This is a genomic window from Paucibacter sediminis (assembly GCF_030254645.1).
Taxonomy (GTDB): domain Bacteria; phylum Pseudomonadota; class Gammaproteobacteria; order Burkholderiales; family Burkholderiaceae_C; genus Paucibacter_B; species Paucibacter_B sediminis.
This window is the reverse complement of the sequence record NZ_CP116346.1, coordinates 2,685,965-2,698,466: the sequence shown is the minus strand read 5'-3', so window position 1 is coordinate 2,698,466 and position 12,502 is coordinate 2,685,965. Positions and strand designations below refer to the sequence as shown.

Sequence of the window (12,502 nt, the reverse complement as noted above, 5' to 3'; positions counted from 1 at the left end):
GTCACAGCGCCAGATTCCCTCCCGTGTTTACCCGTATCCAGCAGCCGCACAAGGGCTCCGACAACCGGCTGCAGGCTGATCGCCTGCAGCGAACCTACAAGACTCCGACCTGAGGGAACTTCTGATGAAGCTTCTGTCCCAACTGCGCATCGGGCAACGCCTGGCGCTGAGCTACACCCTGCTGATCCTGCTGCTGATCGCGATCGGCAGCTACGGCGCCTACAGTGCCAACCGCCTGTCCAAGGATCTCGACCGCACCGCCAATTCCAGCCTGGTGAAGATCGCCAGCGCCAATGCACTGGAAGGCAATGTCAACGTGGTGGCACGCGCCGCCCGCGACCTGCTGCTGCTGGACGAAGCGCGCCAGATCAAGAAGCAGAACGCCGCCATCGAAGCCGCGCTGCAGGACAGCGAGAAGCAGCTCGCCGGCCTGGAAGCCACGCTGGACGGCGCCAAGGAGAAGGACTTGATGGGCCAGGTGCGCGAGCGCCAGGGCAAGTTCTTCGCCGCCGTGGCCAGGTTCCAGAAGGTGCAGAAGGACGCCTCGCCCGATGAGGCGCGCGAAAGCCTGATCACCGACGTGCGCCCCGCCCAGCAGGCCTACCAGGACGGCCTCAAGGGCCTGGTCGATCTGCAGTTCGAAAGCGCCAGCGATCTGGCCAAGTCGGGTGCCGAGATCGCCGGCAACTCCGTCATCGTGACCGCCGTGCTGGTGGTGCTGGCGGTGCTGATCGGCGGCGGCGGTGGCATCACCATCGCGCGCTCCATCGTGGTGCCGGCGCGCCAGGCCAAGGACGTGGCCCAGGCCATCAGCGCGGGCGATCTGTCGCAGCACATCGAGGCCGACGGCCAGGACGAACTCAGCCAGATGCTGCACGCCATGCGCGACATGCAGCTGGCACTCTCGGGCGTGGTCAGCAGCGTCAGCTCGGCCGCCGGCGAGGTGGCACAGAACTCCAGCGAGATCGCCGGCAGCAATGTCGACCTCTCCGACCGCACCGCGCGCTCGGCCGCCAGCCTGCAGAACACCGCCGCCTCGGTGGAGCAGATTGCCTCCAATCTGCACGGCGCCAGCGAACTCACCCGCAAGGCCGCCGGCATCGCCACCAAGGCGCGCCAGTCCGCCTCGGCCGGTGGCCAGGTGGTCTCGCAGGTGGTGGCCACGATGGAAGAGATCAGCAGCAGCTCGCGCAAGATCGGCGACATCATCGGCGTGATCGACGGCATCGCCTTCCAGACCAACATCCTGGCGCTGAACGCAGCGGTGGAAGCGGCGCGCGCCGGCGAGCATGGCCGCGGCTTCGCCGTGGTGGCCTCCGAGGTGCGCGCGCTGGCCTCGCGCTCGGCCGCCGCCGCCAAGGAGATCAAGGTGCTGATCCAGGAATCCTCGGTGAAGGTGGAGAACGGCACGGCGCTGGTCAACAACGCCGGCATCACCATCCGCAGCGTGGTCGACGAGGTCAACAACATGGGCCAGCTGATCGAGGAGATCTCGCATTCGGCCCAGGAGCAGGCCAGCGGCGTGGGCGTGGTGAACCAGGCCATGAACGAGCTGGACCGCACCACGCAGCAGAACACCACCCTGGTGGACGACCTCTCGCGCTCCACCGACGCGCTCAAGAACAGCTCCTCGCGCCTGCTCGAGGCGGTGGGCTTCTTCCGCGCCACCACCGCCTGAAACAGGCCAGATCCTTTCCCTGCCGTAACGAAGAGAACCGATATGAAAGCCTTCCACACCTTGACCCGTTCCGCCGCCGCCTGCTGCGCCCTGCTGGCCCTGGCCATCAGCGCCCATGCCGCGGTGCCGAAGATCGTCAAGAAGGTGCCGCCCGAATTCCCCGCCGAGGCCTCGCGCAAGTCGATCACCACCGGCACCGTGAAGGCCAAGATGGCGATCGAGCCGGATGGCAAGGTCTCTTCCGTGGACATCATCGAGGCCGAGCCCCGCAAGGTGTTCGACAAGGCCGTCACCGCCGCGCTGATGGACTGGCGCTTCGAAGCCTCGGGCGAGAAGCAGACCCACGAGGTCAAGCTGGTGTTCAAGAACGAGGACTGAGTCAGGACTTCGCACATGCCCTGCGGCATGTGCGAAGCCTGACTCAGGCCCACGAAAGGCCCTGCTCCGCAGGGCCTTCTGCATTTCATCCATCTGCATGACCTAAATCAAGGAATGCACTGACACGCCAGGCCTCGCTTGCTAGAGTCGATGTAGCGGACACGGTGCCATCAGAGCGCCCCGCCATCGCAAGGACAGCCATCGACCCCACAGGGACGGATCGGCGGCACAAGCGGAGGTGTCATGAGAGTCAACACGCCGGTAAGCCAGCGGGAATATCCCTTCCCCAAGGGCGAGACGCTGGTCTCGACCACGGACCTGCAGGGCCGCATCCTGTATTGCAACGAGGCCTTCATCGAGGTCAGCGGCTATACGCGCGAGGAACTGCTGGGTCAGCCCCACAACCTGATACGCCACCCGGACATGCCCAGCGAGGCCTTCCGCGACATGTGGGCCACCATCCAGGGCGGCCAGCCCTGGTCGGCACTGGTGAAGAACCGCCGCAAGAACGGCGACTACTACTGGGTGCAGGCCAACGTCACGCCGCTGCTGGACGAACGCGGCCGGCCCAACGGCTATATGTCGGTGCGCACCGAGGCCAGCGCCGCGGCCACCGCGGCGGCCGAGCAGCTCTATGCCGGCATGCGGGCGCAGGCCGCCCAGGGCCGGCTCACGCAGGGCCTGCACGAAGGTCTGCTGGTGAACATGACCTCGCTGGGGCAGCTGCGCCGCCGCCTGCAGCCGGGCCTGGCGGGCCGCATGCGCCTGCTGATGGCGCTGCCGGCCCTGCTGGGCTTCGGCCTGGCCAGCCTGCCGCTGCCCGGTGCACCGCGCTGGCTCTGGGGCCTCGCCGTCGCGGCGCTGTGCGCCTGGCTGGGCGGCAGCTATCTGGCCGGCCTGGCGATCGCACCGCTGCGCAAGCTGGTGAGCTTTGCCAACCGCATGGCCGCGGGCGACCTGACCCAGAGCCTCAGCGAGCAACGCCGCGACGAAGTGGGCCAGATCGCGCGCGCGCTGGCCCAGCTGAACGTGAACCTGATGTCCATCGTGCGCGACGCGCGCGTCGGCGTGACCGAGCTGCACCATGGCACGCAGGCGATCTCCGAGGGCAATGCCGATCTGTCGGCGCGCACCGAGACGCAGGCCAGCAATCTGCAGCAGACCGCCTCGTCGATGGAGCAGATCACCAGCACCATACGCGCCAGCACCGAGATGGCGCAGAGCGCGGCCCGGCATGCCGCCGCCGCGCTGGCGGTGAGCAGCAACAGCAACCAGGCGGTGGCCGCGGTGGCGCGCAGCATGGAGAGCATCAGCTCGGCCTCGGCGCGCATCGCCGACATCATCCAGGTGGTCGACAGCATCGCCTTCCAGACCAATATCCTGGCGCTCAATGCCGCGGTGGAAGCCGCACGCGCCGGCGAGCAGGGGCGTGGCTTTGCGGTGGTGGCGTCCGAGGTGCGCGCGCTGGCCCAGCGCACCAGCACCGCCGCCCGCGAGGTACGCGGCCTGATCGCCGAGTCCAGCGAGCGCGTCGCCGAGGGTGGCCAGCAGGTCCAGCAGGCCCAGCAGGCGATGGGCGAGATGCAGCATGCGGTGGACGATATGCACCAGCTGATCAGCCGCATCAGCCATGGCATGGGCGAGCAGATGCTGGGCGTGGAGCAGATCAACAGCGCGGTGGCCCAGCTCGACACGCTGACGCAGCAGAACGCCGCGCTGGTGGAGGAGGTGTCGGCCTCGGCCATGGGCCTGAACGAACAGGCCCAGGCGGTGGAGGATTCGGTCAGCGTGTTCAGGCTGCGCGGCCACGAGCAGCGCGCCGCGCCCGACGCGGTGGCCCTGCGGCGTGCCGCCAAGGCGGGCTTGCAGCGCGCCGCCTGAGTGACTCCCGGGCGACGCCGCGCGCAATCATGAAATAAGCCACAACCGCGCCCGCCGCCGGCAGCGGGCGGGCGGGCTGATCGACGCAGCGCAGCGCTTTGGCCGCATCATGCGTGCTCCACTCCTGCGTATCAGCCATGGATCCCAGCCGCGTGCGCCTGTTCGAGCCGGACGACGAAGTCGCCCGCCTCCAGGCCATGCTGGAGCAGGCGCCCAAGGGCGCGGCCCTGCGCACCGAGCTGATCCTGGCTTGGCAGCTGCGCGAACGCGACACCGCGCGCGCGCGCCAGCTGGCCGATGACATCGCGCACCGGCTCGCCGCCGCCCCCGAGCATGCCGCCGAGCGCGCCGGCTTGCAGCCGCGGCTGCGCCTGCTGCAGGCCGAATGCCTGCGCCTGCAGGCCGAGCTGCCGGCCGCCTTGCTTGAGGCGCAGGCCGCGACGAGCGAGTTCAACAAGCAGGGCGATCGCTGCGGCATGGTCGATGGCTGCTGGGTGCAGGCCCTGGTGCTGGCCAACCAGGGCCAGACGCAGGCGCGCGATGCCGTGCTCGAGCAGGGCATCGTGCTGGCCCAGGCCGCTGGCGACGAGGAACGCCAGCTCATCCTGGAAGCCACGCTGGGGCGCTACCAGTCCTTCCGCGAACTGCGCGCCGCCGAGCAGCGCTGGTCCGAACGCTTCACCGCCCTGCTGCCCGGGCTGCGCGCGCCGGCCGCCGCGGGCGTGCACCTGTTCTTCGGCAGCTGCGCCTACCGCGCCAGCGACTATGCCGGTGCAATCCAGCATTTCAACCGCGGCTTCGAGGCGGCCCTCAAGAGCGGCCAGCTGCACAACGCCATCACCGCGGCCGGCAATATCGGCAACGCCTTCACCAGCCTGAACGACCACGACACCGCGCTCGAGTGGGTGCAGCGCGCCCTCGAGCTGGCGCGCCCCACCGGCTGGCCCGCCAGCGTCGGTGCCTGCCTGAGCCAGATGGGCGAGACGCTGCGCCGCCTGCAGCGCCTGGATCTGGCCGAGGCCCTGCTGGAAGAAGCGCTGCAGACGCTCAAGCCGCTGGAGGCCTCGCGCAACTACGCCGTGGCGTTGAAGTACCGCGCCGATCTGGCGCTGGACCGCGGCGCCTACCAGCAGGCGCTGGACTGCTATCTGATGCTGGAGCAGCGCTCCAGCGGCCCGCAGGGCGGCGACCTGCAGCTCGAAATGCAGTGCGGCAAGGCCAAGGCCCTGCTGCAGCTGGGCCAGCTCGAGGCCGCCGGGCGGGTCGCGCAGGAGGCCTTGCAGCAGGCGGTGAAGGCCGGCCTGGACGACCAGCAGGTGGAGGCCCGCCAGGTGCTGGCGGCGATCAGCGGCCAGCTGGCGCGGCAGGGCCGGCAGCCCGAGACCAGCGCGCTCGAGCATCTGGAGCAGGCCCTGCAGGTGGCCGGCCGCATCGCCGGCTACCAGGCCTCGGCCGATCTGCTCAGCGACCTGGGCCAGGCCTATGCGCAGGCCGGCCGCCATGCCGAGGCCTACGCCGCCTCCGAACAATCGGTGGCCACGCGCGAGCGCCTGCACAGCCAGGTGGCCCACCAGCGCCTGATGGCCCTGCAGCTGCGCCACATGACCGAGAACGCGCGTGCCGAGGCGGCCCACCACAAGCAGATGGCCGAGGCCGAGGCCAAGCGCGCCGCCCTGCTGCAGCGCACCAGCGTGACGCTGGAGCGGCTCGGCGCGATCGGCCAGGAGATCACCGCCCACCTGGATGCCGAATCGGTGTTCCTGACCCTGCACCGCCATGTGCACGCCCTGCTCGATGCCGCGGGTTTCTGCGTCTACCTGATGGATGCCGACGGCCTGGCCCTGACCTCGGTGTTCGACATGGAAAACGGCCAGCGCCTGCCCAGCGAGCGCGTCGCGCTGAACGACCCGCATTCCAACTCGGCGCGCTGCGTGCGCGAGCGGCGCGAGCTGTCGGTGCACCTGGCCGCCGACGGCAGCGACCCCAGCCAGGTGCCCGGCACCATGCGCACCCTCAGCGCCCTGTTCGCGCCGCTGATGGTGGGCGAGCGCGTGCTGGGCGTGATGACGCTGCAGTCCCCGCATGCCAATGCCTATGCCGAACACGAGTGGCTGATCTTCCGCAGCCTGTGCGCCTATACCGCGATCGCGCTGGACAACGCCAGCGCCTACCGGCACCTGAAGGATGCCCAGGCCCAGCTGGTGGCACAGGAGAAGCTGGCGGCGCTGGGCGCCCTGGTGGCCGGCGTGGCGCATGAGCTCAACACGCCGATCGGCAACAGCCTGCTGATGGCCTCCACCCTGCAGCAGCGCAGCGAGGAAGTCACCCAGGCCGCGCAGGACAACAGCCTGCGGCGCTCGGCCCTGATGAGCTATCTGGCCGATGCCAGCTCGGCCTCGCAGCTGATCGCGCGCGGCCTCAGCACCGCCGCGGCCCTGGTCGCCAGCTTCAAGCAGGTGGCGGCCGACCGCACCACCGAGCAGCGCCGCGTGTTCGACCTCGCGCACACCAGCCAGGACATCGTCGCCACCATGATGGGCGCGATCCGCAAGAGCGGCCATGCGATTGCGCTGGAGATCCCCGAGGGCATCCGCATGGACGCCTACCCCGGCCCCTTCGGCCAGGTGCTCACCAACCTGATCAACAACGCGCTGCTGCATGCCTTCGAAGGCCGCAGCCGCGGCCGCATGCTGCTGACGGCCGCGCCGGCCCGGCCCGGCTGGGTGGAGCTGCGCTTCAGCGACAACGGCCGCGGCATCAGTGCCGAGCACCTGCACCGCATCTTCGAGCCCTTCTTCACCACCAAGCTGGGCCAGGGCGGCAGCGGCCTGGGGCTGTCGATCAGCTACAACATCGTGAAGAGCCTGTTCGGCGGCGAGATCCAGGTCGAGGCCGCCCCCGGCGGCGGCTGCTGCTTCGTGCTGCAACTGCCGCTGAGCGCGCCCGAACAGCCGCTGGATGCGCGCCTGGCCGCGCCCGAACGCTTTTCCTGAGCCCGGGCGCCCAAGTCCGGGACAATGCGGACTTCGATAGCAGCAGCACAGCGAGCACAGACGAGATGGCGATTCAATGGTTCCCCGGGCATATGAACACGACCCGGAATGCGATCAAGGAGCGCATGAAGGGCGGCATCGACGTGGTGATCGAGCTGCTCGACGCGCGCTGCCCGGGCGCCAGCGCCAACCCCCTGCTGGCCGAGCTGACCGACAGCAAACCCACCCTCAAGCTGCTCAACAAGCAGGACCTCGCCGACCCGGCGCGCACCGCCTTGTGGCTGGCCCATTACAACGCCCTGCCCGCCACCCGCGCGATCGCGCTGGACACCGCCATGGTGGCGCCCGCCAAGGCGCTGGTGGCCGCCTGCCGCGAGCTGGCGCCGAACCGCGGCGGCATGGCCAAGCCGCTGCGCGTGCTGATCTGCGGCATCCCCAATGTGGGCAAGTCCACCCTCATCAACACCCTGGTGGGCAAGCGCTCGGCCAAGACCGGCGACGAGCCCGGCATCACCAAGGTGGAGCAGAAGATCGTGCTGGACCAGGACGTCTACCTGTTCGACACCCCCGGCATGCTGTGGCCCCGCATCAGCATCGAGCAGGCCGGCTACAACCTCGCCGCCAGCGGTGCGGTGGGCCGCAATGCCTTTGACGAGGCCGAGGTGGCGCTGGAACTGCTGCACTATCTGCGCGCCGAATACGCCGGCCGGGTGGAGGAGCGCTACAAGCTCGCCAGCAGCGTCGACGGCGGCGAACTGGACGACGAGGGCCTGCTCACCGCGATTGGCCGCAAGCGCGGCGCCATGCTGGGCGGCGGGCGCGTCAGCCTGCAAAAGGCCGCCGAGGTGCTGATCTACGAATTCCGCCAGGGCCTGCTGGGCCGCATCACGCTGGAGACGCCGGAGCAGTTCGCCGCCTGGGCGGCCGCCGCGGCACTGGCCGACCAGCAGCGCCTGGAAAAGATTGCCGCGCGCAAGCGCAAGACCAAGACGCCGCAACGCGGTGGTCCGGTGGCGGAAGACGAGCAATAAGTCACATCCCGGGGCAGACCCTGGGGTTTGTCATGAGGCTCACACAGTGGCGCGGCATGGTGCCGGCATGTTCATTCAATTTGCCGACCTCACCACCATGCCCAGCCTCAGCATCCGCAAGCGCCTCATCCTGGCCGCCGCCTTCGTGGGCCTGTGCATGGCCGGCCTGGCGCTCTATGCGCAGCTGAGCCTGCGCGCCAGCGAGCAGGCCACCGAAGCCTTCTTCACCCGCCCCCAGGTGCAGGCGCGCCAGGCCGGCGAACTCAAGGCCGCGCTCGGCACGCTCTTCATGCACGAGAAGAACATGCTGATCAGCTACGAGCTGCTCAGCGAGGCGCAGCGCCATGAGCAGCTGTGGCGGGCCAGCTGGCGCGAGGCCGAGGGCCTGCTCGCCAGCCTGCGCGCGCTGCGGCCCGACGCGGAAAGCGGTGCCGCGCTGGCCGAGCTGGAGGCCGGCCTGCGCGGCTACCGCAGCGGTTTCGAGCCGGTGATGAAGGAAGTGCTGGAGGAGCGCCTGCTCACCCCGGCCGAGGGCAACCGCGCCATGCAGCCGGTGCTGCCCGCGGTGCAGCGCGCCCAGGCCGCGCTGCAGACCCTGGTGCGCGTCAGCGCGGCCCAGGCCGACGAGGCGCGCGCGGCGCTGGAGGCGCGCGCCCGCCACACGCGCTGGGTGCTGACGCTGGGGCTGAGCGTCTGCCTGGCGCTGTGCCTGGCGGTGCTGCTGCTCACCACCCGCTCGGTGGTGCGCGCCATCGGCGCCGCGCGCGCCGCCGCCGAACGCATTGCCGCCGGCGACCTCAGCGTGGCGATCGTGCCGCAGGGCGACGACGAGGCCGCGCAGATGCTGCTGGCGCTGGCGCGCATGCAGCAAAGCCTGGCCGGCCTGGTGGGCGAGGTGCGCGACACCACCGCCGGCCTGCATGCCGCCTCGCAGGACATTGCCAGCGGCAACCAGGACCTGAGCGAACGCAGCGAGCACAGCGCCTCCAGCCTGCAGCAGACCAGCGCCTGCATGGCCCTGCTGAGCGACAAGGTGCAGCGCAGCGCTGCCGATGCGCAAACGGCCCGCGCGCTGGCCAGCGACGCCAGCCGGGTGGCCACGCGCGGCGGCGAGGTGGTGGCCCAGGTGGTGCAGACCATGGACGAGATCCAGGCCAGCTCCAAGCGCATCGGCGACATCGTCGGCGTGATCGACGGCCTGGCGTTCCAAACCAATATCCTCGCCCTGAACGCCGCCGTGGAGGCGGCACGCGCCGGCGAGCAGGGCCGCGGCTTCGCGGTGGTGGCGGCCGAGGTGCGCAGCCTGGCGACGCGCTCGGCCGAGGCCGCCAAGGAGATCAAGCAGCTGATCGGCGCCTCGGTGCACAAGGTGGGCAGCGGCACCGCCCTGGTGGTGGATGCGGGCCAGACCATGCAGGACATCGTGCAATCGGTGCGCAGCGTCAGCGCCACCATCGCCGGCATCAGCGCCTCGGCCCAGCAGCAAAGCCAGGAGCTCGGCGAGGTCAGCAGCGCGGTGGCGCAGCTGGACGAGCTGACGCAGCGCAACGCCGCCCTGGTGGAGCAATCGGCGGCGGCGGCCGAGGGCCTGCGCGAACGGGCCGAGCGCCTGCAGGGGCTGGTGGCGGGCTTCCGCTGCTGAGCGTTCAGCCCAGGCCCAGCAGCACCCGCGCCTCAGCCGGGCTGGCCACCGCGCGGCCGGCGCGCTCGGCGCATTGCGCCAGCGCCTGGATCAGCACGCCATTGCCGCTGGCGCGCTCGCCGTCCGGCAGGTAGAAGGTGTCTTCCAGGCCGGTGCGCAGCATGCCGCCCAGCTCGGCGGTCTTCTGGTGCACCGGCCAGATCTCGCTGCGGCCGATCAGGGTGGTCTGCCAGAGCGCACCGGGCGGCAGATAGCGCGGCAGCAGGGATAACAGATCGGCGTCGCAGGGCATGCCCGAGGCCACGCCCATGACGAAGTTGAGGTCGGGCGTGCCGCGGTACATGCCGGCCTTCAGGTACATGCCCACCGCGCGCACGATGCCGACATCGAAGCACTCGAACTCGGGATGCGCGCCGCATTCGGCCATCACGTCAAGAAAGGCCTGCACCTTGGCCACCGGGTTGTCGAACACCATCGGCGGCCAGGCCCAAGTGCCATCGTCCTTGAGCTTGAGGTAGTTGAGGCTGCCGGCATTGCAGGCGGCGATCTCGGGGCGCACGCGGCGTATGCAGGCCGCCGGGCCGGCGATATCGGGGCCGATCACCCCCGTGGTGAGGTTGATGATGACGCCGGGGCAGGCGGCACGGATGGCCGAGACGACGCTGTCGGCCACCTCCGGGTCCCAGCTGGGCAGATGGCTCAAGCCCTCCTCCTGCATGCGCAGATGCACATGCATCACCGAGGCACCGGCGTTGAAGGCGTCGCGCGCCTCACTGGCCATCTGCGCCGGCGTCACCGGCACCGGGTGCTGCCTGGGGTTGGTGAGCACGCCGGTGAGCGCGCAGGTCAGGATGGCTTTGTTGTCCATTCAGTTGTCCTCGAGTTCAACGAGCAGGGCGCCGGCCGCGACCGATTCGCGCGGGCCCACATGCAGGGTCTTGACGCGCCCGGCGCGCCCGGCGGTGAGCCACATCTCCATCTTCATGGCCTCGACGCTGAGCAAGGCCTGACCCTCGGCGACGCTGTCGCCCTCGGCCACCAGCACCTGCGCCACCAGGCCGGCCACCGGGGCGCGGGCATGGGCGGGGTTGTTGAGATCCCGAGCTTCAGGGAAGGCCGAGGGCTCGTGGAAACGGAACACCGCGGCGCCAGCGGCGAGCTCCAGGCTGCCGGCCTGCTCGTCGCGCAAGGCAATCACGCTGCGCTGCAAGCCGTCCAGACTGATGCGCCAGCGCCCCGCGGCGTCCTGGCCCAGCAGACTGAGTTCATGCACTTGTTCACCGGCTTGCAGGCGCAACTGGTGGCCGCCGACCGTTGCGCGCCATTGGCGGCGCTGCTCTCCCTGCTGCAGGCTGAGATCGAAACTCGCCACGCTGGCGGGCCGCGGCGCGGCGGGCGTCGGCACCATCAAGACCAAGGCCGCGGCGATCAGCCAATCCGACTCGCTGGGCTCGGGGGCAGGCAAATGCCAGCCGTCCAGCGAGGCGGTGTGCAGGCGCGCCTGGCGGAAGTCCGGGTGGTCCAGCAGCTCGGCCAGGAAGCAGGCGTTGTTGGCGATGCCCAGCAGGGGCGCATCGGCGAGCGCCGCGCGCAGGCGCCGGATCGCGTCGGCGCGGTCGCGCCCATGGGCGATGAACTTGGCCACCATGGCGTCGTAGTGCGGCCCGACCTCGCCGCCCTCGGCCACGCCGGCGTCGATGCGCACCCCGGGGCGCAGCGCCAGCTCGGGCCGCCACCAGGCGATGCGGCCGGTCTGCGGCCGGAAGCCCTCGTAGGGGTTCTCCACATAGAGCCGCGCCTCGATGGCATGCCCCTGGAACTGCACGTCCTGCTGGGCGAGCGGCAGGGGCTCGCCGGCGGCGATACGCAGCTGCCATTCCACCAGGTCCAGGCCGGTGACGCATTCGGTCACCGGGTGCTCGACCTGCAGCCGCGTGTTCATCTCCAGGAAGTAGTGCTTCAGTTCGGCATCGACGATGAACTCGACCGTGCCCGCGCCCACATAGCCCACCGCCTGCGCGGCCGCCACCGCATCGGCTCCCATGGCGGCGCGCATCGCCGGGCTCACCAGCGGCGAGGGCGACTCCTCGATGACCTTCTGGCGGCGGCGCTGCGCGGTGCAGTCGCGCTCGCCGAGGTGGATGCAAGCCCCTCGGGCATCGGCAAACACCTGGATCTCGATGTGGCGGCCTTCGGTGATGAGGCGCTCCAGCATCAGCGTGCCGTCGCCAAAGGCGCTCTCGGCCTCGCGGCGCGCGCTCGCGATGGCGCCCGCCAGTTCGGCGGCCCGGTGCACCACCCGCATGCCGCGCCCGCCGCCGCCGGCCACGGCCTTCACCAGCAGCGGGTAACCCAGCTTCATCGCCTCGGCGCTGAGCGTGGCCTCGTCCTGCTGCTCGCCCAGATAGCCGGGCACGCAGGGCACGCCGGCCGCCAGCATGCGCCGCTTGGCCGCCGACTTGCTACCCATGGCCGCGATGCTGGCCGCCGGCGGGCCGATGAACACCAGGCCCGCATCCGCGCAGGCCTGGGCAAAGTCGGCGCGCTCGGAGAGAAAACCGTAGCCGGGATGGATGGCGTCGGCGCCGGTGCGGCGCGCGGCCTCCAGCATCGCCGCGATGTCCAGATAGGAACCGATCTGCAGGGCCTCGTCGGCCTGCGCCACATGGGGCGAGCCCGCGTCCGGCTCGGTGTAGACGGCCACGCTGCGATAGCCCAGCGTGCGCGCCGTGCGCATCACCCGGCAGGCGATTTCGCCGCGGTTGGCGACAAGAATCTTGCTAAACATGGCTGCTCCGCGGCTCAATCGCCGCTCGCTGCGCGAGCCAGGCGATTTGGTGTTCGCTCACATGCTGCGCATATGAGCGCTCCCCCGCGCCTGCGGCGCGACCGCCGCGGT

The 12,502-nt window shown here is 70.3% G+C and carries 8 protein-coding genes; 6 read left to right on the top strand and 2 right to left on the bottom strand.

All coding sequences use genetic code 11. The annotated features are described in order from the left end of the window. Positions 1-124: 124 nt before the first annotated feature. The 6 genes from PFX98_RS12505 (at position 125) to PFX98_RS12480 (ending at position 9,603) form a co-directional block, all read left to right on the top strand. Complete coding sequence (locus tag PFX98_RS12505) at positions 125-1,678, top strand: methyl-accepting chemotaxis protein (protein WP_285230836.1); 1,554 nt, start codon at positions 125-127, stop codon at positions 1,676-1,678. Between the two features lie 42 nt (positions 1,679-1,720). After that, positions 1,721-2,056, top strand: coding sequence for a TonB family protein (locus tag PFX98_RS12500; protein ID WP_285230835.1), 336 nt, complete (start codon positions 1,721-1,723; stop codon positions 2,054-2,056). Between the two features lie 243 nt (positions 2,057-2,299). Then, positions 2,300-3,937 carry a methyl-accepting chemotaxis protein gene (locus PFX98_RS12495; RefSeq protein ID WP_285230834.1) on the top strand — a complete coding sequence of 546 codons (1,638 nt, stop codon included), beginning with the start codon at positions 2,300-2,302 and terminating at the stop codon, positions 3,935-3,937. A 137-nt stretch (positions 3,938-4,074) separates the two neighbouring features. After that, a complete protein-coding gene (locus tag PFX98_RS12490; RefSeq protein ID WP_285230833.1) occupies positions 4,075-6,930 on the top strand; it encodes an ATP-binding protein in 2,856 nt (951 codons plus the stop codon). A gap of 65 nt (positions 6,931-6,995) precedes the next feature. Next, on the top strand, positions 6,996-7,961 hold the full coding sequence (ylqF, locus tag PFX98_RS12485; RefSeq protein WP_285230832.1) for a ribosome biogenesis GTPase YlqF: 966 nt from the start codon (positions 6,996-6,998) through the stop codon (positions 7,959-7,961). 67 nt (positions 7,962-8,028) lie between these two features. Next, on the top strand, positions 8,029-9,603 hold the full coding sequence (locus PFX98_RS12480) for a methyl-accepting chemotaxis protein (RefSeq protein WP_285230831.1): 1,575 nt from the start codon (positions 8,029-8,031) through the stop codon (positions 9,601-9,603). A gap of 4 nt (positions 9,604-9,607) precedes the next feature. Here PFX98_RS12480 and PFX98_RS12475 read toward each other — a convergent pair whose 3' ends face one another. Then, complete coding sequence (locus tag PFX98_RS12475; RefSeq protein ID WP_285230830.1) at positions 9,608-10,471, bottom strand: beta-keto acid cleavage family enzyme; 864 nt, start codon at positions 10,469-10,471, stop codon at positions 9,608-9,610. Next, complete coding sequence (locus tag PFX98_RS12470; protein ID WP_285230829.1) at positions 10,472-12,391, bottom strand: acetyl/propionyl/methylcrotonyl-CoA carboxylase subunit alpha; 1,920 nt, start codon at positions 12,389-12,391, stop codon at positions 10,472-10,474. Between the last annotated feature and the right edge of the window lie 111 nt (positions 12,392-12,502).